The 20,357-nt window shown below is 67.8% G+C and carries 30 protein-coding genes and 5 pseudogenes; 27 read left to right on the top strand and 8 right to left on the bottom strand.

The window, feature by feature from the left end:
* On the top strand, window positions 1–176 hold a 176-nt coding region (locus ACIQWR_RS23370; RefSeq protein ID WP_404012645.1), incomplete at its 5' end, for a tryptophan synthase subunit alpha.
* Here the strand turns inward: ACIQWR_RS23370 and ACIQWR_RS23365 are convergent.
* Complete coding sequence (locus tag ACIQWR_RS23365) at window positions 173–1,036, bottom strand: helix-turn-helix domain-containing protein (RefSeq protein ID WP_404012608.1); 864 nt, start codon at window positions 1,034–1,036, stop codon at window positions 173–175. The genes ACIQWR_RS23370 and ACIQWR_RS23365 overlap by 4 nt on opposite strands.
* Before the next feature lie 308 nt (window positions 1,037–1,344).
* Here ACIQWR_RS23365 and ACIQWR_RS23360 point away from each other — a divergent pair, with 308 nt between their 5' ends.
* Complete coding sequence (locus tag ACIQWR_RS23360) at window positions 1,345–2,010, top strand: HAD family hydrolase (RefSeq protein ID WP_404012605.1); 666 nt, start codon at window positions 1,345–1,347, stop codon at window positions 2,008–2,010.
* Here the strand turns inward: ACIQWR_RS23360 and ACIQWR_RS23355 are convergent.
* Window positions 1,991–2,960: pseudogene (locus tag ACIQWR_RS23355) on the bottom strand (transcriptional regulator). The gene ACIQWR_RS23360 and the pseudogene ACIQWR_RS23355 overlap by 20 nt on opposite strands.
* Between ACIQWR_RS23355 and ACIQWR_RS23350 the strand changes: the two are divergent.
* Entirely contained in the window at window positions 2,928–3,170 is a 243-nt protein-coding gene (locus tag ACIQWR_RS23350) for a hypothetical protein (protein ID WP_404012602.1), read from the top strand. The pseudogene ACIQWR_RS23355 and the gene ACIQWR_RS23350 sit on opposite strands and share 33 nt — an antisense overlap.
* 365 nt (window positions 3,171–3,535) lie before the next feature.
* Entirely contained in the window at window positions 3,536–4,018 is a 483-nt protein-coding gene (locus tag ACIQWR_RS23345; protein WP_404012599.1) for a hypothetical protein, read from the top strand.
* Here the strand turns inward: ACIQWR_RS23345 and ACIQWR_RS23340 are convergent.
* Window positions 4,010–4,833 (bottom strand): IS5 family transposase gene (locus ACIQWR_RS23340; RefSeq protein WP_404012642.1). Its coding sequence is split into 2 segments (ribosomal slippage): window positions 4,010–4,488 and window positions 4,488–4,833, totalling 825 coding nucleotides; the frame shifts between segments, so codons are not numbered across the junction. The genes ACIQWR_RS23345 and ACIQWR_RS23340 overlap by 9 nt on opposite strands.
* A gap of 131 nt (window positions 4,834–4,964) precedes the next feature.
* Here ACIQWR_RS23340 and ACIQWR_RS23335 point away from each other — a divergent pair.
* Together ACIQWR_RS23335 and ACIQWR_RS23330 are read left to right on the top strand one after the other, a co-directional pair.
* A complete protein-coding gene (locus ACIQWR_RS23335) occupies window positions 4,965–5,591 on the top strand; it encodes a hypothetical protein (protein WP_404012596.1) in 627 nt (208 codons plus the stop codon).
* A gap of 76 nt (window positions 5,592–5,667) precedes the next feature.
* Window positions 5,668–5,829: pseudogene (locus ACIQWR_RS23330) on the top strand (IS5/IS1182 family transposase); the annotation flags it as partial.
* 65 nt (window positions 5,830–5,894) lie between these two features.
* Here ACIQWR_RS23330 and ACIQWR_RS23325 read toward each other — a convergent pair.
* From ACIQWR_RS23325 to ACIQWR_RS23305, 5 genes and pseudogenes are all read right to left on the bottom strand, one after another.
* Window positions 5,895–6,179, bottom strand: a complete 285-nt coding sequence (locus ACIQWR_RS23325) for a DUF6881 domain-containing protein (protein ID WP_404012593.1) — start codon at window positions 6,177–6,179, stop codon at window positions 5,895–5,897.
* Window positions 6,180–6,182: 3 nt separating this feature from the next.
* Window positions 6,183–6,452: pseudogene (locus ACIQWR_RS23320) on the bottom strand (HYD1 signature containing ADP-ribosyltransferase family protein); the annotation flags it as partial.
* Window positions 6,386–7,903, bottom strand: a complete 1,518-nt coding sequence (locus ACIQWR_RS23315; RefSeq protein WP_404012639.1) for a hypothetical protein — start codon at window positions 7,901–7,903, stop codon at window positions 6,386–6,388. The pseudogene ACIQWR_RS23320 and the gene ACIQWR_RS23315, both read right to left, overlap by 67 nt.
* A pseudogene (locus ACIQWR_RS23310) lies at window positions 7,892–8,386 on the bottom strand (type IV secretion protein Rhs); the annotation flags it as partial. The gene ACIQWR_RS23315 and the pseudogene ACIQWR_RS23310, both read right to left, overlap by 12 nt.
* A 382-nt stretch (window positions 8,387–8,768) precedes the next feature.
* Window positions 8,769–9,095, bottom strand: a pseudogene (locus tag ACIQWR_RS23305) (putative T7SS-secreted protein); the annotation flags it as partial.
* Between the two features lie 334 nt (window positions 9,096–9,429).
* Between ACIQWR_RS23305 and ACIQWR_RS23300 the strand changes: the two are divergent.
* The 21 genes from ACIQWR_RS23300 (at window position 9,430) to rpmD (ending at window position 20,357) form a co-directional block, all read left to right on the top strand.
* Window positions 9,430–10,629 (top strand): hypothetical protein, encoded by a 1,200-nt coding sequence (locus ACIQWR_RS23300; RefSeq protein WP_404012591.1) that lies wholly within the window; start codon window positions 9,430–9,432, stop codon window positions 10,627–10,629.
* 496 nt (window positions 10,630–11,125) lie between these two features.
* Complete coding sequence (rpsJ, locus tag ACIQWR_RS23295; RefSeq protein WP_003948644.1) at window positions 11,126–11,434, top strand: 30S ribosomal protein S10; 309 nt, start codon at window positions 11,126–11,128, stop codon at window positions 11,432–11,434.
* A gap of 14 nt (window positions 11,435–11,448) precedes the next feature.
* Entirely contained in the window at window positions 11,449–12,093 is a 645-nt protein-coding gene (rplC, locus tag ACIQWR_RS23290) for a 50S ribosomal protein L3 (RefSeq protein ID WP_404012588.1), read from the top strand.
* 4 nt (window positions 12,094–12,097) lie between these two features.
* A complete protein-coding gene (gene rplD / locus ACIQWR_RS23285; RefSeq protein WP_030725940.1) occupies window positions 12,098–12,748 on the top strand; it encodes a 50S ribosomal protein L4 in 651 nt (216 codons plus the stop codon).
* Window positions 12,748–13,071 (top strand): 50S ribosomal protein L23, encoded by a 324-nt coding sequence (gene rplW, locus ACIQWR_RS23280; RefSeq protein ID WP_215143989.1) that lies wholly within the window; start codon window positions 12,748–12,750, stop codon window positions 13,069–13,071. Before rplD ends, rplW begins: the two co-directional genes overlap by 1 nt.
* A 39-nt stretch (window positions 13,072–13,110) precedes the next feature.
* Window positions 13,111–13,947, top strand: a complete 837-nt coding sequence (gene rplB, locus ACIQWR_RS23275) for a 50S ribosomal protein L2 (RefSeq protein ID WP_404012585.1) — start codon at window positions 13,111–13,113, stop codon at window positions 13,945–13,947.
* 12 nt (window positions 13,948–13,959) lie between these two features.
* Window positions 13,960–14,241, top strand: a complete 282-nt coding sequence (gene rpsS / locus ACIQWR_RS23270) for a 30S ribosomal protein S19 (protein WP_023539342.1) — start codon at window positions 13,960–13,962, stop codon at window positions 14,239–14,241.
* A gap of 43 nt (window positions 14,242–14,284) precedes the next feature.
* Window positions 14,285–14,632 carry a 50S ribosomal protein L22 gene (gene rplV / locus ACIQWR_RS23265; protein WP_404012636.1) on the top strand — a complete coding sequence of 116 codons (348 nt, stop codon included), beginning with the start codon at window positions 14,285–14,287 and terminating at the stop codon, window positions 14,630–14,632.
* Window positions 14,632–15,471 carry a 30S ribosomal protein S3 gene (gene rpsC / locus ACIQWR_RS23260; protein WP_354383002.1) on the top strand — a complete coding sequence of 280 codons (840 nt, stop codon included), beginning with the start codon at window positions 14,632–14,634 and terminating at the stop codon, window positions 15,469–15,471. The genes rplV and rpsC overlap by 1 nt, the downstream gene beginning before the upstream one ends.
* Window positions 15,472–15,476: 5 nt before the next feature.
* Entirely contained in the window at window positions 15,477–15,896 is a 420-nt protein-coding gene (gene rplP / locus ACIQWR_RS23255; protein ID WP_030026326.1) for a 50S ribosomal protein L16, read from the top strand.
* Entirely contained in the window at window positions 15,896–16,120 is a 225-nt protein-coding gene (gene rpmC / locus ACIQWR_RS23250; protein ID WP_073912892.1) for a 50S ribosomal protein L29, read from the top strand. Before rplP ends, rpmC begins: the two co-directional genes overlap by 1 nt.
* Window positions 16,120–16,401, top strand: a complete 282-nt coding sequence (rpsQ, locus tag ACIQWR_RS23245; protein ID WP_283455934.1) for a 30S ribosomal protein S17 — start codon at window positions 16,120–16,122, stop codon at window positions 16,399–16,401. The genes rpmC and rpsQ overlap by 1 nt, the downstream gene beginning before the upstream one ends.
* A 119-nt stretch (window positions 16,402–16,520) precedes the next feature.
* Complete coding sequence (gene rplN / locus ACIQWR_RS23240) at window positions 16,521–16,889, top strand: 50S ribosomal protein L14 (RefSeq protein ID WP_008739701.1); 369 nt, start codon at window positions 16,521–16,523, stop codon at window positions 16,887–16,889.
* Between the two features lie 2 nt (window positions 16,890–16,891).
* Window positions 16,892–17,215 carry a 50S ribosomal protein L24 gene (gene rplX / locus ACIQWR_RS23235; RefSeq protein ID WP_330332032.1) on the top strand — a complete coding sequence of 108 codons (324 nt, stop codon included), beginning with the start codon at window positions 16,892–16,894 and terminating at the stop codon, window positions 17,213–17,215.
* Window positions 17,215–17,766 carry a 50S ribosomal protein L5 gene (rplE, locus tag ACIQWR_RS23230; protein WP_030388859.1) on the top strand — a complete coding sequence of 184 codons (552 nt, stop codon included), beginning with the start codon at window positions 17,215–17,217 and terminating at the stop codon, window positions 17,764–17,766. The genes rplX and rplE overlap by 1 nt, the downstream gene beginning before the upstream one ends.
* 5 nt (window positions 17,767–17,771) lie before the next feature.
* Window positions 17,772–17,957 (top strand): type Z 30S ribosomal protein S14, encoded by a 186-nt coding sequence (locus ACIQWR_RS23225; protein WP_003956452.1) that lies wholly within the window; start codon window positions 17,772–17,774, stop codon window positions 17,955–17,957.
* A gap of 222 nt (window positions 17,958–18,179) precedes the next feature.
* Entirely contained in the window at window positions 18,180–18,578 is a 399-nt protein-coding gene (gene rpsH / locus ACIQWR_RS23220) for a 30S ribosomal protein S8 (protein ID WP_008739698.1), read from the top strand.
* Window positions 18,579–18,598: 20 nt separating this feature from the next.
* Window positions 18,599–19,138 carry a 50S ribosomal protein L6 gene (gene rplF, locus ACIQWR_RS23215; protein WP_404012581.1) on the top strand — a complete coding sequence of 180 codons (540 nt, stop codon included), beginning with the start codon at window positions 18,599–18,601 and terminating at the stop codon, window positions 19,136–19,138.
* Between the two features lie 2 nt (window positions 19,139–19,140).
* Window positions 19,141–19,524: a 50S ribosomal protein L18 gene (gene rplR, locus ACIQWR_RS23210; RefSeq protein ID WP_030026334.1), complete on the top strand. Its 384-nt coding sequence runs from the start codon at window positions 19,141–19,143 to the stop codon at window positions 19,522–19,524.
* Between the two features lie 45 nt (window positions 19,525–19,569).
* Entirely contained in the window at window positions 19,570–20,175 is a 606-nt protein-coding gene (gene rpsE, locus ACIQWR_RS23205; protein WP_214946843.1) for a 30S ribosomal protein S5, read from the top strand.
* Window positions 20,175–20,357, top strand: a complete 183-nt coding sequence (rpmD, locus tag ACIQWR_RS23200) for a 50S ribosomal protein L30 (RefSeq protein WP_053682614.1) — start codon at window positions 20,175–20,177, stop codon at window positions 20,355–20,357. The genes rpsE and rpmD overlap by 1 nt, the downstream gene beginning before the upstream one ends.

The raw sequence follows: 20,357 nt of genomic DNA, 5'->3' as shown, positions 1-20,357 counted from the left end.
TCGGTCTGGGTGTCTCGAACGCGGTGCAGGCGAAGGAGGTCGCGGTCTTCGCGGACGGCGTGATCGTCGGCTCGGCCTTCGTCAAGCTCCTCCTCGACGCCCCGGACCTGGAGTCCGGGCTGGCCGCCGTACGGTCCCTGGCGGGCGAACTCGCGGAAGGCATACGCAGGAGCTAGCTACATCCCTTGCAGCAGCCCGGTTCCGCTCCGCGGTAGGCCAGGTCGCACCGCTCGCAGGTCTGCATCGGCAGCACCGGGGGCATCGGCGCCCGGTCTGAGCCAGCCACCCTCTCGGGCGGAATCTGCGTGGTGAGCCGGTAGGCGATCAGCCCGGCCGGGTTCCGCGGGCGGGGCGGCAGGTGGAGGGTGAGCGCGGCGGTCACGGCGTCCGGCGAGGCCCCGCGCTCCAGCCAGGCCTCGACCGCGGGCGCGAGCCGCTCGACGTCCCGCTCCCCGAGCAGCAACCGCGGATCCACCCCGCGCAGCCCTACGAGCACCCGCTCGGCCGCGTCCCTGCGCGCGGCGCTGGCCGGGCCGGCGGGCCGGGGGAGCGGCGGCAGCTGGGTGGCGACCGCCACCGGTGGCGCCGCGTCCTCCGCCACGACGGGCTCGGTCGCCACGGGCTCCGCTTCCGGCCCTGCTCCCCGCCCGGCTTCCTCCTCGGGGACGGCGTACCCGGGCCGGTTGTAGAACACGGTCCGCGTGACCACCTGCCCGCCGGGCAGCCGGTCCCGGGTGCGCTCCAGGTACCCGTGCTCCTCCAGCTCCCGCAGCGCCCGGGCGATCCGGTACTCGCTCTCGGGGAACCGCGCGGCGAGGTCCTTGATGCCGACGGGCGTGCCGGCCGGCAGTGACTGGATGTGCGTGCCGAGGCCGATGCCGATCAGGGACATCTCGTCGTGCTGGGCGAGGTGGTTGCCCACCACGGTGAAGCGGCGGGTGTGCCGGATGTTGACGTGGGTGACCCCGTACCGGGGACTCCCGTCGCCATTACGGGACGAGGCGCGCGGGCGCACGTTAAGCTTCTGAATACCCATCGGGAAGCGCTACTTCCTTGCTGGTCAGGCCCCCGCCCGGGATTGCACTCCCGCCGGGGGCCGACGCATGTCTGGACTTGTCGCGCCGAGCATATGCCAGCGAACCCCCATGAAAGCCAGCCCAGTTGGCGCCGTTCACCCATGTGAGCTACACCCCGCCGCACCCTCGGCCGGGAGGCTGGAGGGGCTTGGCGGAGGCCTTTCGCTTCCCCAGTACTAACCCCTTACACAACCAACCTGACCGCCACGCGGAAACCCGCGATGCGGCTGCCTGCGCACGGCTCCTTCCTGATTACTACGCTGCGGCGATGACGATTCGCGCTGTGGTTTTCGACGTCGGCGAGTGCCTCGTGGACGAGACCCGGGAGTACGGCACGTGGGCCGACTGGCTCGGCGTACCGCGCCACACGTTCGCAGCGATGTTCGGGGCCGTGATCGCACAGGGCCGCGACTATCGAGAGGTCTTCGAGTCGTTCAAGCCCGGCTTCGACCTGGCGACCGAGCGGGAGGCGCGGGTCGCCGCGGGCAAGCCGGAATGGTTCGGCGAGGACGACCTCTACCCGGACGTGCGGCCCGCGCTCGCCCGGCTCCGCGCGGACGGACTCTGGCTCGCCATCGCCGGGAACCAGACCGTGCGCGCCGGTGGACTGCTGCGCGAGTTGTTCACCAAGGACGTGGACCTGATCGGTACCTCGGACGATTGGGGCGCGTCGAAGCCTGACCCCGAGTTCTTCGAGCGGGTCACCGCGGTCGTCCCCGCCGAGCCGTCGGAGATCCTGTACGTGGGCGACCGCGTCGACAACGACCTCCGCCCCGGCAAGCAGGCGGGGATGCACACCGCGCTCGTCCGCCGGGGCCCGTGGGCCACGATCCAGTGGGACACCGCCGAGGCGCGCGAGCTGCCGACGTTCCGCATCGAGAGCCTCGCAGAGCTGTCCCCCCGCATCGCCGAGTTCAACAGGCGACTGCGCTGACCACCGCACCCCAGGCGTAGAGCCGGTCGTCGAGGTCACGCACGTACTCCTCGTGCTCCCACGGTCCGAGTGCGCGCCGCACCTCGCGGACCCGCTCCAGCCCGGTGGCGTACCAGTGCGTCTCCAGCAGTTCCAACGCGCGGAGGGCGTACCGGGCCGCGTCCTCCGCGCGTCCGGCAGCGGCCTCGACCGCACCGAGGTCGCCGAGGACGACCGTGCGTCGCTTGTCGGCGTCCCCGGGCAGTTCGTCGAGTACGCGCAGCAGCGTCTCGCGCGCTTGCGGCAGGTGCCCGGCGATCAATTGCGTATTGCCCTTGAACGCGGCGGGCATAGGTACGGGCTGCCACCATGCGCTCGGTCGCAGCTGCTTGCTGCCCGGCCCACCCGGGGATGAACGCCATGTGGGCGAGGACCGCGGCGCCGAGCAGGGCGTCGTCGGCTTCCCCGGCTGCCTGGAGCGCGCGCACCCACGTGTCGCCCGCCCGGTCGGGTTCGCGGAGGTCGAAGAACTCGATGCGGCCGGCCAGGAGCCAGCTTTCCGCGAGGGAGGCCGCGAGCGTCTGCCGGGTGCGGCCGGTGGTCGCGTCGAGCAGTTGGCCGCCGAGGGTGGCGTGCGCGGCTACGGCCGGGTGCAGCATCGCGGGCGTCACCGTCCAGTACAGGCGACGGTGGGCGCGGGTGACGGCGAGGAAGTCGCCTCCGACGCTGGCGGGTTGTGGCGGACCGGGAGTACGGATCGGGCCGCGGTTCGCGGGGGCGATGAGGCTCTTGGCGGGCAGGGGGCCGGTACCGGACGGCACGTTGAAACCGAGTTCGTCGAGGGTGCGCCCGAGGAGGTCGACCAGCGCCTGACGTACTTCCGGGTTCGGCAGGGGCGGGTTCTCCCCTTCGTACCGGCGGGCCTGGCGCAGGCCGATGTGGAGCCCGCGGGCCGCCAGGGCATCGACCAGTTCCTGCTGGGTCCGGTAGCCCGCGGCCTGGCGGGCCGCCCTGAACCGGGCGTTGACACGAAATCGCTGCGCGAAGGCCGGCTGATGGCCGTCGTCGAGGAGTGCGTCGACGTGGTCGCCGGTGAGCAGACGTACACGCGGACCGCGTACGTCCGTGGCGCCGACGGCCTGGAGTTCACCGCGGCCCCGAGCACCCTGGAGCAGCTGTGACCGCCGAGGTGCCGGCCACCGGCCGGATCTGCGTTTGCTGCGACCGCCCCATCAAGGCCGGCGACCACCAGTTCACCCCGCACCCGGCGTCCGGCGCCCAGCCCTCCAGCTGGTCCCACGACATTCGCGACCCCTCATGCAAGCCGCTGCGCGCGAACGAGCGATAGCCCGCTAAGCGCCCCTCAGCCGGGCGCCTAACCCCTCCGCACCCACTTCTACGAGAGTCAGCTTCGGTCTCCGCCACCGCACAGAGGCTTGCCCGCACTCATAGGGGGGCACTCCGCTACGCGGTGGCAGGATCATGGTGCGGCCTAAGACGTCGTTTCTTTTGGTGGTTTTCGCGCCGAGCTGTGCAGGATACTGCTGTGGTGCTGTTGACGTGGATTGCTGAGGTGGCGGCAGAGCCCCTGGCCTTGGAGCCGGCTGATCGGCGGGTGGAGTGGGAGACCAACACCTGGTCGCTGAGTCCTGCGGACGAGGACAGAAGTTCGTTGTCCGTCGCCGCGGTGGTGGCTGCCTTCGAACGGACTGCTGCTGCCATCCGGGAACACATTCGAGATCTGGGCTTTCCCGGCGTGGCGACGTTCTACGTGTGGCACGACGAACAGGCCGGGCAGCTTCGGTGCTCGACCGGTTCTGTACCCCCGGATGCGTTGCCGTTCACCGGTACCTATGTGACTTCCGACGACCTCGGGCCGGTCGTCGAGGGCTTTCTGGCCGACAGCGAGCGAGGCTGCATCGCCTGGTCGGATCTGGATGACGTGCAGAGCGTCTCGGTGAAGACCGGCACTGAGCCGGAGATCATGCCGGTCGGTGTCTGGGTCGCCAGTGTCGGGGCCTCACTCTGACTGTTCCTGCTCGTCCACACGGACGAGTCTGCGGTGGCAGATGAGGGCTGCGACTATGCCGACGAAGGCGAGGAAGTGTTCGGCCTTGCGCTCGTAGGGGCGGTGGAGCCGACGGCAGCCGGCGAGCCAGGACACGGTCCGTTCGACGACCCACCTGTGGCGGCCCAGTCGTTGCGAGGACTCGATTCCTTTGCGGGCGATGCGGTGGCGGATGCCGCGTTTACGGAGCCAGCGCCGCAGGTGGTCGTAGTCGTAGCCCTTGTCTGCGTGGAGCTTGCCGGGCCGCCGCCTGCGAGGCCCTCGCCGGGACCGGATCGGCGGGATACCCCGCACGAGCGGTTCAAGACCGAGGCTGTCGTGCATGTTCGCACCGGAGATACCCATCGACAGCGGCAGTCCGTTCCGGTCCGTGAGCAGATGGATCTTCGATCCCAACTTGCCTCGGTCGGTCGGATTCGGTCCCGTCAGAGGCCCCCTTTTGCAGCCCGCATACTGACCGAATCGATCGCGCACCGCGACCAGTCGAGTTCCCCGCGGGCGCCGAGTTCGTCGAGGATGACACGGTGGAGCCGGGCCCAGACACGGGCCCGGCTCCACTGGGCGAAGCGCCGGTAGACCGTCTGCCAGGCCGGGCCGAACACCGGCGGCAGCTGCCGCCAAGTGCAGCCCGACGTCGCCACGAAGACGATCGCGGCAAAGGCTTCGCGGTCACCCGCTCGACGCCGGCCGCCGCCCTGCGGGCGTATGACCTCCGTTGGCGGTACCACCCGCCGAAACAGGACCCACAATTCGTCCGGCACGAGCCGCTCAACCAGATCCGTCACGCACGGTGCAACGAACGATCACGCCAAAGGAAACGACGTCTAAGAGCTGTCCCGTATATGGACGGCGCCCCCTTGCCGATCCCGGATCGGACCGTGTCAGTGGCTGGTGACAGGATCGAGGGGTGCTGATCAAGGGATACGACGTCGGCGGCCCGTTGGTGCCGGGCGAGTCACTACTGGCCCACCCGGGCTTCTGGTCGAACTACCTCCTGGTGATGTGCGGCGACGGGGGGTGTCCCGAGCGCCCGGTTCCAGAGTGGTTCGGCGAGGACGGCGCTGATGTCGATGCCTTGTCAGAGGTCCTCTTCGATCCTGAGCGCTGGCCAGCGTTCAGGGTGCCGACAGAAGACGGCCCCGGAGCCGTGGTGATCTACCGCAACCTGGATGGCGACTACGGCACCGACTACCTCCTCACCCATCCAGGCAGAAGCAACGCCGAGCAGGTCGCCAGCTGGGACGGAGACTTCTCGGGCGCTGGGCTGACATGGCACGAACTGATCCGGATCGCTGACAGCCCGTCCCTTGCGGACGAAGGCGTCCAGGACCCAGCCACCCGCCTCCTGCTGCTGCTTCCCCTCCTCACCGACCCGGACGTGCCGGAAACAGCATCAGCACGTCTCATCGCCGCCCTGACCGCAGTCGGGGCGCCGCAAGACACTGCCTCCCTCGCGGCGGAGCACCTCCTGGCCCACCTCACGAGGAGATCCCGACACGACCCCACGTGGGTGTCTCCGCTGAGCGGCAGCTGAGAGGCAGTCCGAGTCACCAGCCACCCATGAAACGATCTTGGTATGGCTTGTGATCACGGCGTCGGAATCTTCCTGAATAGCTCCGTTCTCCGGGCTGAGCCCTCGCGCCTTCGGGAGGTTGGTAACGGTTCTGCGGCGCGACGGTGCGGATGCGGTCCGCAAGGGCCGGCCGTGGGGTCTTCCGCTGGAGGGCCGGGCACTGCTGGTCGCGGCCTACTGGCGAACTAACCTCACGATGGCAAGCGGGCCGCACGGCGGTTCGTCATGCCCGAGGCGGCGAGAAGATCATTTACGGGACAGCCCTTAGGGGGAGCACCAGACGGCGTCTCGCCATGCTTCTTCGAAATCTTCCCGCGTCACCGATGTGGCCGCGAAGTCAGGCAGGTTGTTGATTTCTTCAATGTCGCCGACCGGGACCTCGCTCAGGCCCATTTCTCGCGATTCGTGGTACTCGTCACTGCGCAGGAATCTCCCGTCTCGGTACCGATGCACCTTGCGGGCTTCGTACCCATCGCCTCGGATTTCACTCCAAATGGTCGCCGGATCCTCGTCCGCCCCGGTCAGCCATTCAACTCGCCAATATTCCATGGTCTAGCTTTCTCCGTGTCGGACGATCCGGCCGGCGATGCTCAGTGGTCCGTCGTTCAAGATGACGTACACGTCAGGGCGTTCTGCGGAACGCATGACGGCGAGGTCGCTCACGTTGGCCTCGATGAAGTGGGTGAATCTCGCCCCACCCCAGGGTGCGCGGATGAATGCGGCGGATAGCTGTCCACACGTTTTCGTGCCGGGAGCTATATCCGACAAGTATTGACCGTCACCGAACCTGGCGTCCTTGGGGTTGTGCTCATTGATTGAGGCGCGCAATTCCTTACTGTCGAATATCCCGGTGTATCCTTTCTCGTTCGTGTAGTGGTACAGGGTTGAGAGTTCTTCCTGTGGGAGTCGTACTCCTGGGCGAGGGTTACGGCGCCGATCGTGCGCGCCAGCTCCTGGCCCGCCGCGTCGTGGGTGAAGGTCAGGGTGCGGCCGGAGGTCGTCAGGGCCGTGTTCCGCCCCGCCGCGTCGTACGTCCACTCGGACCGTGCGCCACTGGGCGTCGTACGGGCGCTGCGGCGGCCCAGGGCGTCGTACGCGTAGCTCAGCGTGCGGCCGTCGACCGTCTCCGAGCGGATCCTGCCCGCGCGGTCGCGCAGCCAGGTGAGGGTGGAATCCGGTGAGGTCACCGAGGCCAGCTGGTCCGATACGTCGTACTCGTACGCCGTCGAGCCGGCCGGAGTCCGCTTCTCCGTGACCTGGCCCAGGGCGTTGTGCTCGTAGCGGGTGACCTCGGACAGCGCGTTCGTGCGGGAGACGAGCCGGCCCGCCGGGTCGTGGCCGTAGGCCAGGGCGCGGCCGTCGAAGTCCGATTCCGAGGCGAGCCGGCCCGCCGGGTCGTAGTGGTAACTCCACACCAGGCCCTGCGGGTTGGTCACGCCCGTCAGGCGCAGCTCCGTATCGTGCGCGAACCCGTACCGGGCCCCGTCCGGGCCGGTACGGGCCACCAACAGGTCGAAGTCCCCGTACTCGGAGACCGTCACCCCGCCCGCCGCGTCCGTGTGGGTCAGGCAGTTGCCCTCGCCGTCGTACGTCCACGACTCGGCGCTGCCGTCCGCGTACGCGCGGCGCAGCAGGCGGCCCTCCACGCTCCACGTGAGGTGCGTGGTGCGGCCCAGGGGGTCCGTCACCGCGACCGGGCGGCCGAAGGCATCGCGCTCGTACGTCGTGGTCGCGCCCAGCGGGTCCGTGGTCGACACGACCAGGCCCGCGGCGTCCGAACGCACCGTCGTCGTCGCGTCCAGCGCGTCCGTCACGGCCGACAGGTGGCCCCGCGCGTCGTGGGCGAAGCGGGTCGTGACGCCGGACGTGCCGGTGACCGAGGTCCGGCGGCCCCGCGCGTCGTACGTCTGGCGGACCGTCGTGCCGTCCGGGTTCAGCACCTTCACCGGCAGGCCGCGGGCGTCGTACTGCGCCCGCGTCGCGCGGCCGTCCGGACGGATGACCGCGAGCGGACGCCCCTCCTCGCTCCACTCGAAGCGGGTGGTGTGCCCCAGCGGATCCGTACGGGACAGGAGCCGACCCCAGAGGTCGTGCGAGAAGTGGGTGGTCGCGCCGGTCGGATCCGTTTCCGACACGACCCGGGCCCGGTCGTCCACCCCGTACCGCGTGCGGTGGCCCAGCGAGTCCGTGAGGGTGGTCAGGCTTTCTCCGGGCAGGCCGTCCTCGTAGGCGAACCGGATGTTCAGGTGCCCGTTGGCGCCGGACTGGGCCACGCAGCGGTGACGGTCGTCGTACACGTAGTCGAAGCGACGCTCGTTGGTGTCGGTCCAGGACGTGATCCGGCCCAGCTCGTCGTAGCCGAAGCGCAGGATCTCGGTGCCCGCCGTGCTCAGGCCGGTTATTCGGCCTTCGGCCGAGGCCAGGGTCACCTCGTAGCCGCCGCTGTGGGTGATGCGCAGCGGCGCACCCGTCGTCTCCTCGTAGGCGTACGAGATCCACGCGCCCGAGCGGTCGTCCTGCTGGGTCAGCAGGCCCTCGGGCGAGAAGTGGCGCACCTGGCCGCTCTCGGGGTCGGTGAACGTGTAGCAGCCGTCCGGGTCGCGGGTCAGGGGCCAGCGTTGTCCGAGGGCCGGGAGTACGGGTACCCCCGGCGCCGGGTGCGGATAGGAGAGGAGGCTGCCGTCCGCGCGGACGAGGATCACGCCCTCGGTATCGATCTCCAGGCGCTGGTCGACGGTGGAGGCCCAGGTGGGACCGAACCAGCGGCCCGAGCGCTAGGAGGATTCGAAAGTTCGGCTGAATACCAGCGGTAGTCCGCCCCGCGCCCTTCGCTCCGATGATCTCGGGGATCAGCTTGCCGATGCCCTCGCCCGGATCCTTCGCGAATTCGTCGACCATCGCCTTGCCGGTGGCGAGCGGGTCGTTCGCCGAGACGAGCAGTCCGGCGGCCGTCTGGTTCAGCCGCATCCGGTATTCGGCGGGGTGCGCGAGGTTGTATGGGTCGTGCGGGTCCAGGGCACGGACGAAGTTGACCAGGCCCGCCGTGCCCTTGATGACGCCGCCCGCGACGTGGCCCGCGTTGAGCGAGGTCAGGGCCATGTTGCTGACCTGCTGTTCAGCGAACGACGGCATCGGTGGCGCCGCGTCGCGCGCCGCCTCCAGGGCCGTGACCGCCGTGCGGGAGGCGCCGTCGCGCTGCCGACGGGCCTCGGCCAGCTTGTCGTGCGCGGCCTTGACCCCCTCCGCGCCCGGGTCGCTGAAGCCCGTGGGGCGCGGCGGGAGCGGGTCCGCCTTGGCGTCGAGCGCCGCGTTGTAGCCGTCGACGTCCTCGGCGGCGCGACGGTCGGCCTCCGGGCCGAGGTCCGGCTCGTACGGGTTGCCCTGGACGAGTGCCCGTACCCCCCACTCCCAGCGCCCGCAGAAGTCCTCGAAGGCCGAGGTGAGCGCCGGGTGGCCCGCCTCCATGCCGGTCAGGGCCAGGCCGCCGAAGCCCGCGCCGAACGAAGCGCCCGCCGAGGACGCCTGGATGCCGCCGATCTCGCCCAGCTCCGCCGTCGTCGCCCTCAAGCCGCTCAGCACCTGTTCGACGGCCACCGGATCCACCGCCAGGTCCTTCGACGCGTCGTTACCGTCGTCACCGCTCATGTCCCACCCCCGCGCTCGAAACGGCAGCGTAGAAGGCCGCTCCGGTGGATCGATCATTGCGGGTGCTGGTCCTGCCAGGGGGTTCCCCGGGGTCGTCCTCGGGCTGGTCAGGGGCTGTGAGAGGCTCCGCTCACAAAGATCACGGGGGTGGAGCATGACAAACGACGACAGCCACGGCGGGAGCGGATCCGGCGTGTCCGACGACGAGTGGGCGCGGTTCGTGCGGGACGCCGAGCGGGGGACCGGGGAGGCGCCCAAGGAGCCTTCGGCGCGGGCCCGGATGGTGACGGAGCGGCTGCGCCGCGAGGACGAGCAGCGGGCCGCCGCCGCCCGCGGGCGGTTCGGGCGCCGCGGCAGGTCCGTACCCGCCGATCCGCCCGGCTGGCGGACCGGGCCTGCCTGGCAGGAGATGCAGGGCCGGGGCAAGGCCAAGCGGCGGATCAAGGCCACCTTGGCCATCGTCTTCGTCGCGGGGCTCGCGATGGTCGCCCTGCGGCCCGAGCTGCTGGTCGACAAGCTGACCGGGGAGGGGGACCGGGAGGCGTCCGGCCGGGCCGCGAGCTTCGCCCCGCTGCCCGGCGAGACCGCACGGCCGACCGCGGCTCCGGGGCCGGTGGACCCGGACCGGCCGACCCTGAAGGAGCCCTTCCGCGGCTCCCCGGCCCTCCAGTGGGCGGACGGCGCCGCCGGCATCGAGCTGCCGCCCGCCACCGCGGTGAACGGGATCCCCCAGGAAGAGGTCGCGTCCCTGCTGGCCCGCACCCGGGACCTGCTCATCGCCTCGAACCTGGACCCGGCGGTCCTGGGCGGGGGACGGCCCGAGGTCGCCCTGGGCCTCCTGGACCCGCTGCAGGGCGATGTCAAGGACCGCATGGAGCGGGCGCTGGTGAAGCCCTCGACGGAGGACAACCCCCTGTTCCTCTTCAGCCGCTTCGACCCGGCGGAGGTCCGCTTCCACGGCGGGGTCGTCAAGACCCGGGGCCGGATGACCGTCGAGGGCGGCACGGAGGGCGAGGTCCTCGTCCACGCCGACTACACCTTCGTCTACCCGGTCGTACGGGCGAAGGGCGGTTCCGACGAGGTGGCCCGCACGATCGTCCGGCGCACCGTGACGACGGCGTACCACGACCCGAAGCACTGGCGGGCGACCGACGGCACGCTGCAGCTCGTGGAGTGGAAGGAGAGCGCGGGCAACGACGACTGCACCCGGGACGGGAGCGGCTACCTGCACCCGAGGTTCGCCACCGACGTGCGTACGGGGCCGAGCCCGACCGGGTCGGTCACGGACCCGTACGACCGGAGCGCGACGCTGGACGAGCTGCCGAAGGACTGCGGGACCGTCTCCAGGTCCTGACCCCGGCCCCGGCAGGCCCCGGACGGGCCTCGGACGGGCCCCGGGCAGGCCACGGCGCGGCGCTGCGTGGTGCGGTTTGACCACGCAGTGCGACGGGGTATTGTTCTGCGCCCGATTGGCGCCATACGTGTCGGGTATGGCAGACTACTCAAGTTGCTCGGCTGAGTGCCGATGCTGCGCGCCTCCCGCCGGGAGGACCGGAAGCGAGTCCCACAGTACTCGTCGCCTTCATCTGCCCTCCGGGGCAGCACTGGGGCGGACGTACGGGAATCTTCTGGGAAGTGTCAGCACGGAGTAAGCCAGGCGCTCGGTGGGTGTTTCTCCCCCGATGCGCGGTCTTGGGACCGCACCCCCTTGGCAGGGAATTTCCTATGGAAATTTCTTTGGAGGGAGTGCGACACGCCCGACCGCGTGGGTCGGAGGAGGAGCTGCGGAGAAATCCGCAGCCGACCGGGAGCCAGAGCGTTTCCACAACAGACAGGACTACGGAGTAGCCATGGCGGGACAGAAGATCCGCATCCGGCTCAAGGCCTACGACCACGAGGTCATCGATTCCTCGGCGAAGAAGATCGTCGAGACGGTGACGCGCACTGGTGCGTCGGTCGCGGGCCCGGTGCCGCTGCCCACTGAGAAGAACGTGTACTGCGTCATCAAGTCGCCGCACAAGTACAAGGACTCGCGCGAGCACTTCGAGATGCGCACGCACAAGCGCCTGATCGACATCCTCGACCCGACGCCCAAGACCGTTGACTCGCTGATGCGCCTGGACCTTCCGGCCGGCGTTGACATCGAGATCAAGCTCTGAGAGGCACGGAGAAGATGGCAAAGCAGATCAAGGGCGTCCTGGGCGAGAAGCTCGGCATGACCCAGGTCTGGGACGAGAACAACCGTGTCGTCCCGGTGACCGTGGTCAAGGCCGGACCTTGCGTCGTTACCCAGGTCCGTAAGAACGATGTCGACGGCTACGAGTCGGTCCAGATCGCCTTCGGCGAGATCGACCCGCGCAAGGTGAACAAGCCCCTCAAGGGCCACTTCGCCAAGGCCGACGTCACCCCGCGCCGCCACCTGGTGGAGCTCCGCACCTCCGACGCCAGCGAGTACACGCTCGGCCAGGAGATCACCGCCGCTGTGTTCGAGTCGGGCGTCAAGGTTGACGTCACGGGCAACAGCAAGGGCAAGGGCTTCGCCGGTGTCATGAAGCGTCACAACTTCAAGGGCCTCGGTGCCGGTCACGGCGTCCAGCGCAAGCACCGCTCCCCCGGTTCGATCGGTGGCTGCGCCACCCCTGGGCGTGTCTTCAAGGGCATGCGCATGGCCGGTCGTATGGGTAACGAGCGCGTCACCACCCAGAACCTGACCATCCACGCGGTTGACGCGGAGAAGGGTCTGCTCCTCATCAAGGGTGCGGTCCCCGGTCCGAACGGCGGCCTCGTCCTGGTCCGTACCGCGGCCAAGGGGGCTTGAGGTAATGAGCACCATTGACATCCTTTCGCCGGCAGGCGACAAGGCCGGTACCGTTGAACTCCCCGCGGAGATCTTCGACGCCAAGACCAGCGTTCCGCTGATCCACCAGGTCGTTGTCGCTCAGCTGGCTGCTGCCCGTCAGGGCACGCACAAGACCAAGCGTCGCGGCGAAGTCCGTGGTGGTGGCCGCAAGCCGTACCGCCAGAAGGGCACCGGCCGCGCCCGTCAGGGTTCGACCCGCGCTCCGCAGTTCGTCGGCGGTGGCGTCGTCCACGGCCCGCAGCCGCGTGACTACTCGCAGCGGACCCCGAAGAAGATGAAGGCCGCCGCTCTCCGCGGTGCCCTGTCGGACCGTGCGCGTCACTCCCGCATCCACGTCATCACCGGCGTGGTCGAGGGTGCCGCCTCCACGAAGGCCGCCAAGACGCTGTTCGGCAAGATCTCGGAGCGCAAGAACCTGCTCCTGGTCGTCGACCGCGCCGACGAGGCTGCGTGGCTGTCCGCCCGCAACCTGCCCCAGGTGCACATCCTGGAGCCGGGCCAGCTGAACACGTACGACGTGATCGTCTCTGATGACGTGGTCTTCACTCAGGCCGCTTTCGAGTCCTTCGTGTCTGGCCCCAAGGCCGACGAGACCGAAGGGAGCGACGCGTAATGTCTGACGCGACCGTTACCAGCAAGACCTTCAACGACCCGCGCGACCTGCTGATCAAGCCGGTTGTCTCGGAGAAGAGCTACGCGCTGCTCGACGAGAACAAGTACACGTTCATCGTCGCGCCGGGCTCGAACAAGACCCAGATCAAGCAGGCTGTGGAAGCGGTCTTCTCGGTCAAGGTCACCGGGGTCAACACGATCAACCGTCAGGGTAAGCGCAAGCGCACCAAGACCGGTTTCGGCAAGCGCGCTGACACCAAGCGCGCCATCGTGACCCTCGCTGAGGGCGACCGAATCGACATCTTCGGCGGCCAGGCCTCCTAACGGGGGTCTAGTCGTCCGGAATCGGACGAGGACTGAGAAATGGGTATCCGCAAGTACAAGCCGACGACCCCGGGCCGTCGTGGCTCCAGCGTCGCCGACTTTGTCGAGATCACGCGGTCCACGCCGGAGAAGTCGCTGGTTCGCCCGCTGCACAGCAAGGGCGGCCGTAACAACACCGGTCGGATCACTGTTCGCCACCAGGGTGGTGGCCACAAGCGCGCCTACCGCGTGATCGACTTCCGTCGTCACGACAAGGACGGCGTGCCGGCCAAGGTCGCTCACATCGAGTACGACCCGAACCGCACCGCGCGCATCGCGCTCCTGCACTACGCAGACGGCGAGAAGCGCTACATCATCGCCCCGGCCAAGCTGAGCCAGGGCGACCGGATTGAGAACGGCCCTGGCGCCGACATCAAGCCGGGTAACAACCTCCCGCTCCGCAACATCCCGGTCGGTACCACGATCCACGCGATCGAGCTCCGTCCCGGTGGTGGCGCCAAGTTCGCCCGTTCTGCCGGTGCTTCCGTGCAGCTGCTGGCGAAGGAGGGCCAGTACGCCCACCTGCGTATGCCGTCGGGCGAGGTTCGCCTGGTCGACGTCCGCTGCCGCGCCACGATCGGCGAGGTCGGCAACGCCGAGCAGTCGAACATCAACTGGGGCAAGGCCGGCCGTATGCGCTGGAAGGGCGTTCGCCCCTCCGTCCGCGGTGTCGCGATGAACCCGGTCGACCACCCGCACGGTGGTGGTGAGGGTAAGACCTCCGGTGGTCGTCACCCGGTCTCCCCGTGGGGTCAGAAGGAGGGTCGTACTCGCTCGCCGAAGAAGGCTTCGAGCAAGTACATCGTCCGCCGCCGCAAGACGAACAAGAAGCGCTAGGAGCGGGTTTAGATGCCGCGCAGTCTCAAGAAGGGACCCTTCGTCGACGGACACCTCATCAAGAAGGTGGACGTACAGAACGAAGCTGGTACCAAGAACGTCATCAAGACCTGGTCCCGTCGCTCGATGATCATCCCGGCCATGCTGGGTCACACCATCGCGGTGCACAACGGCAAGATCCACGTCCCGGTGTTCGTCACCGAGTCGATGGTCGGCCACAAGCTCGGCGAGTTCTCGCCGACTCGCACCTTCCGCGGCCACGTCAAGGACGACCGGAAGTCGAAGCGCCGCTAAAGGCGGGGTGGTAACGACTATGACTTACACCGAAGGGACAACCATGGAAGCCAGGGCCCAGGCGCGGTACATCCGCGTCACGCCCATGAAGGCCCGCCGAGTGGTGGACCTTATCCGTGGCATGGATGCCACGGAGGCTCAGGCCGTCCTGCGTTTCGCCCCGCAGGCCGCGAGCGTGCCCGTTGGCAAGGTGCTGGACAGCGCCATTGCCAACGCGGCTCACAACTACGACCACACGGACGCCACCTCGCTGGTAATCAGCGCGGCGTACGTGGACGAGGGCCCGACCCTGAAGCGGTTCCGTCCGCGTGCTCAGGGCCGTGCCTACCGGATCCGCAAGCGGACCAGCCACATCACCGTGGTCGTCAGCAGCAAGGAAGGTTCCCGGTAATGGGCCAGAAGGTAAACCCGCACGGGTTCCGGCTCGGCATCACCACCGACTTCAAGTCGCGTTGGTACGCCGACAAGCTGTACAAGGACTACGTCAAGGAAGACGTCGCCATCCGCAGGATGATGACGTCCGGCATGGAGCGCGCCGGCATCTCGAAGGTTGAGATCGAGCGCACCCGTGACCGCGTGCGTGTGGACATCCACACCGCTCGTCCCGGCATCGTCATCGGCCGCCGTGGCGCCGAGGCCGACCGCATCCGCGGTGACCTCGAGAAGCTCACGGGCAAGCAGGTCCAGCTGAACATCCTCGAGGTCAAGAACCCCGAGATGGACGCTCAGCTGGTTGCTCAGGCCGTTGCGGAGCAGCTGTCCTCCCGCGTTTCCTTCCGTCGCGCCATGCGTAAGAGCATGCAGGGCACGATGAAGGCCGGCGCCAAGGGCATCAAGATCCAGTGTGGTGGCCGTCTCGGCGGCGCCGAGATGAGCCGGTCCGAGTTCTACCGCGAGGGTCGTGTGCCGCTGCACACGCTGCGCGCGAACGTGGACTACGGCTTCTTCGAGGCCAAGACCACCTTCGGCCGTATCGGCGTGAAGGTCTGGATCTACAAGGGCGACGTCAAGAACATCGCCGAGGTTCGCGCCGAGAACGCTGCGGCCCGTGCGGGTAACCGCCCGGCCCGTGGTGGCGCGAACGACCGTCCGGCCGGTGGCCGTGGTGGTCGTGGTGGCGAGCGTGGCGGCCGTGGCGGCCGCAAGCCGCAGCAGGCTGTCGGCGCCGAGGCCCCCAAGGCCGAGGCTGCTGCCGCCGCTCCGGCTGAGAGCACCGGAACGGAGGCCTGACCGACATGCTGATCCCTCGTAGGGTCAAGCACCGCAAGCAGCACCACCCCAAGCGCCGCGGTATGGCCAAGGGCGGTACTGAGGTCTCGTTCGGCGAGTACGGCATCCAGGCGCTCACCCCGGCCTACGTGACGAACCGCCAGATCGAGGCGGCTCGTATCGCGATGACCCGCCACATCAAGCGTGGCGGCAAGGTCTGGATCAACATTTACCCGGACCGCCCCCTGACGAAGAAGCCTGCCGAGACCCGCATGGGTTCCGGTAAGGGTTCTCCCGAGTGGTGGATCGCGAACGTGCACCCGGGCCGGGTCATGTTCGAGCTGTCCTACCCGAACGAGAAGATTGCTCGTGAGGCGCTCACCCGCGCTGCTCACAAGCTTCCGATGAAGTGCCGGATTGTTCGGCGCGAGGCAGGTGAGTCGTGATGGCGACGGGAACCAAGGCGTCCGAGCTGCGTGAGCTCGGTAACGAGGAGCTCGTTGGCAAGCTGCGCGAGGCCAAGGAAGAGCTGTTCAAGCTGCGCTTCCAGGCGGCCACGGGTCAGCTGGAGAACAACGGCCGGCTCAGGTCCGTCCGTAAGGACATCGCTCGCATCTACACCCTGATGCACGAGCGTGAGCTCGGTATCGAGACGGTGGAGAGCGCCTGATGAGCGAGAAGAACGTGACTGAGACGACTGCCCGCGGCTTCCGCAAGACCCGTGAGGGTCTCGTCGTCAGCGACAAGATGGACAAGACCGTCGTCGTCGCTGTCGAGGACCGCGTGAAGCACGCGCTGTACGGCAAGGTCATCCGCCGTACGAACAAGCTCAAGGCTCACGACGAGCAGAACGCTGCCGGCGTCGGCGACCGCGTCATCATCATGGAGACGCGTCCGCTGTCGGCGAGCAAGCGCTGGCGCATCGTCGAGATCCTCGAGAAGGCCAAGTAAGGAAATTGCCTGGGGGGTTTCCCCCAGGTCAGTTCCGCCAGGCTCGGTAGGGGCTTCCACCGCTTGAAAGAGCACCGCGAAGCCCCTGCCGGGAACCGGCAGACACACAGGAGATAGACGTGATCCAGCAGGAGTCGCGACTGCGTATCGCCGACAACACTGGTGCCAAGGAAATCCTTTGCATCCGTGTTCTCGGTGGTTCGGGTCGCCGCTACGCGGGCATCGGCGACGTCATCGTCGCCACCGTCAAGGACGCTATCCCGGGCGGCAATGTGAAGAAGGGTGACGTCGTCAAGGCTGTCATCGTTCGCACCGTCAAGGAGCGCCGCCGCCAGGACGGCTCGTACATCCGCTTCGACGAGAACGCCGCTGTCATTCTCAAGAACGACGGCGACCCTCGTGGCACCCGTATCTTCGGCCCGGTGGGCCGTGAGCTGCGCGAGAAGAAGTTCATGAAGATCATCTCGCTCGCGCCGGAGGTGCTGTAAGCATGAAGATCAAGAAGGGCGACCTGGTTCAGGTCATCACCGGTAAGGACAAGGGCAAGCAGGGCAAGGTCATTGTGGCCATCCCTACTGAGAACCGCGTCCTGGTCGAGGGTGTCAACCGGGTCAAGAAGCACACCAAGGCCGGTCAGACCGCTGGTGGTTCGCAGACCGGTGGCATCGTGATCACCGAGGCGCCGATCCACGTCAGCAACGTTCAGCTGGTTGTGGAGAAGGACGGCCAGAAGGTCGTCACCCGCGTCGGATACCGCTTCGACGACGAGGGCAACAAGATCCGCGTTGCCAAGCGGACGGGTGAGGACATCTGATGGCTACCACTCCGCGTCTCAAGACGAAGTACCGCGAGGACATCGCGGGCAAGCTGCGTGAGGAGTTCTCCTACGAGAACGTCATGCAGATCCCCGGCCTCGTCAAGATCGTCGTGAACATGGGTGTCGGCGACGCCGCCCGTGACTCGAAGCTGATCGACGGTGCCATCAAGGACCTGACGACGATCACCGGTCAGAAGCCGGCCGTCACGAAGGCCCGCAAGTCCATCGCGCAGTTCAAGCTGCGCGAGGGTCAGCCGATCGGCTGCCACGTCACCCTCCGCGGTGACCGCATGTGGGAGTTCCTGGACCGTACGCTGTCGCTCGCGCTGCCGCGTATCCGTGACTTCCGTGGTCTGTCGCCGAAGCAGTTCGACGGCCGTGGCAACTACACCTTCGGTCTCACCGAGCAGGTCATGTTCCACGAGATCGACCAGGACAAGATCGACCGTACCCGGGGTATGGACATCACCGTGGTCACCACGGCGACCAACGACGACGAGGGCCGCGCGCTCCTCCGTCACCTCGGCTTCCCCTTCAAGGAGGCGTAAGCGAGATGGCGAAGAAGGCTCTCATCGCGAAGGCTGCCCGCAAGCCCAAGTTCGGTGTGCGTGCGTACACCCGCTGCCAGCGCTGCGGTCGTCCCCACTCCGTGTACCGCAAGTTCGGCCTGTGCCGCGTCTGCCTTCGTGAGATGGCTCACCGTGGCGAGCTGCCGGGCGTGACCAAGAGCTCCTGGTAATTCCCTCAGTCCCTAGGGACTTGGGAATCACCGGAGACTCTCGGTAAGCATCTGGCCGGTGGGTGCCCCGCTCCGCATGCCGTAGGCTTGTGGGGTTGGGCGCCTGCCGTCCATAACGACTTACTACGCCGTAGGTCCCCGCACCGCACCCGTCCCGCCACTGAGTGGGGAGAGGGATGGCGCATACAGGAAACCCCGGCGAGAGAGGCCGAAGGCCGATTCATGACCATGACTGACCCGATCGCAGACATGTTGACTCGTCTGCGTAACGCTAACTCGGCGTACCACGACTCTGTCGTGATGCCGCACAGCAAGATCAAGTCGCACATCGCGGAGATCCTCAAGCAAGAGGGTTTCATCACCGGCTGGAAGGTCGAGGACGCCGAGGTCGGCAAGAACCTCGTCCTCGAGCTGAAGTTCGGGCCGAACCGTGAGCGCTCCATCGCGGGCATCAAGCGGATCTCGAAGCCCGGTCTGCGCGTGTACGCGAAGTCCACCAACCTGCCGAAGGTGCTCGGCGGCCTGGGCGTGGCGATCATCTCCACGTCCCACGGTCTGCTCACCGGCCAGCAGGCAGGCAAGAAGGGCGTAGGTGGGGAAGTCCTCGCCTACGTCTGGTAGTCGGGAACGGAGGAAAAGCAATGTCGCGAATCGGCAAGCTCCCCATCCAGGTTCCCGCCGGTGTGGACGTCACCATCGATGGCAGCACGGTAGCCGTGAAGGGCCCCAAGGGCACCCTCTCGCACACCGTCGCGTCGCCCATCGGTGTCGTTAAGGGCGAGGACGGTGTCCTCACCGTCACGCGCCCCAACGACGAGCGTCAGAACAAGGCCCTGCACGGCCTGTCCCGCACGCTGGTGGCGAACATGATCACCGGCGTGACCGCGGGTTACGTGAAGGCGCTCGAGATCAGCGGTGTCGGTTACCGCGTCGCCGCGAAGGGCTCCAACCTGGAGTTCCAGCTTGGTTACAGCCACCCGATCCTGATCGAGGCGCCCGAGGGCATCTCCTTCAAGGTCGAGTCGCCCACCAAGTTCACGGTCGAGGGCATCGACAAGCAGAAGGTCGGCGAGGTCGCCGCCAACATCCGCAAGCTGCGGAAGCCCGACCCGTACAAGGCCAAGGGTGTCAAGTACGCCGGCGAAGTCATCCGCCGCAAGGTCGGAAAGGCTGGTAAGTAGCCATGGCATACGGTGTGAAGATCGCCAAGGGCGACGCGTACAAGCGTGCCGCCAAGGCTCGCCGCCACATCCGCATCCGCAAGAACGTCTCGGGTACGGCGGAGCGTCCGCGCCTCGTCGTGACGCGTTCCAACCGCAACATCGTTGCTCAGGTCATCGACGACCTCCAGGGTCACACCCTGGCGTCCGCGTCGACCCTGGACGCTTCGATCCGCGGTGGCGAAGGCGACAAGAGCGCTCAGGCCCAGGCTGTCGGCGCGCTCGTCGCCGAGCGTGCCAAGGCTGCGGGTGTCGAGACCGTCGTGTTCGACCGCGGTGGCAACCGATACGCCGGGCGCATTGCCGCTCTGGCTGACGCCGCCCGCGAAGCCGGGCTGAAGTTCTAAGCCCCGGTTCCGGGACTAACGGACGTAACAGAGAGAGGTAATCCAATGGCTGGACCCCAGCGCCGCGGAAGCGGTGCCGGTGGCGGCGAGCGGCGGGACCGGAAGGGTCGCGACGGTGGCCCTGCCGCCGAGAAGACCGCTTACGTTGAGCGCGTTGTCGCGATCAACCGCGTCGCCAAGGTTGTCAAGGGTGGTCGCCGCTTCAGCTTCACCGCGCTGGTCGTGGTGGGCGACGGTGACGGCACTGTAGGTGTCGGTTACGGCAAGGCCAAGGAAGTTCCCGCGGCCATCGCCAAGGGTGTCGAGGAAGCGAAGAAGTCCTTCTTCAAGGTTCCCCGCATCCAGGGCACCATTCCTCACCCGATCACGGGCGAGCGCGCTGCGGGCGTCGTGCTGCTGAAGCCGGCGTCCCCTGGTACCGGTGTTATCGCCGGTGGCCCGGTGCGCGCCGTTCTGGAGTGCGCCGGCGTTCACGACATCCTGTCGAAGTCGCTCGGCTCTTCCAACGCGATCAACATCGTGCACGCGACCGTGGCGGCCCTCAAGGGCCTGCAGCGTCCCGAGGAGATCGCGGCTCGCCGTGGTCTGCCCCTCGAGGACGTCGCCCCCGCGGCCCTCCTGCGTGCACGTGCTGCGGGAGCGGGTGCGTAATGGCCCGTCTCAAGATCACGCAGACGAAGTCGTACATCGGTAGCAAGCAGAACCACCGCGACACGCTGCGTTCGCTCGGGCTCAAGCGCCTGAACGACGTCGTCGTCAAGGAGGACCGCCCCGAGTTCCGCGGAATGGTGCAGACCGTCCGCCACCTCGTGACGGTTGAGGAGGTTGACTAA

It is taken from the genome of Streptomyces sp. NPDC098789 (genome assembly GCF_044759975.1).
Lineage (GTDB): Bacteria > Actinomycetota > Actinomycetes > Streptomycetales > Streptomycetaceae > Streptomyces.
Note: the sequence above shows the minus strand (reverse complement) of the source record. Positions and strands in the feature narration are given on the sequence as shown.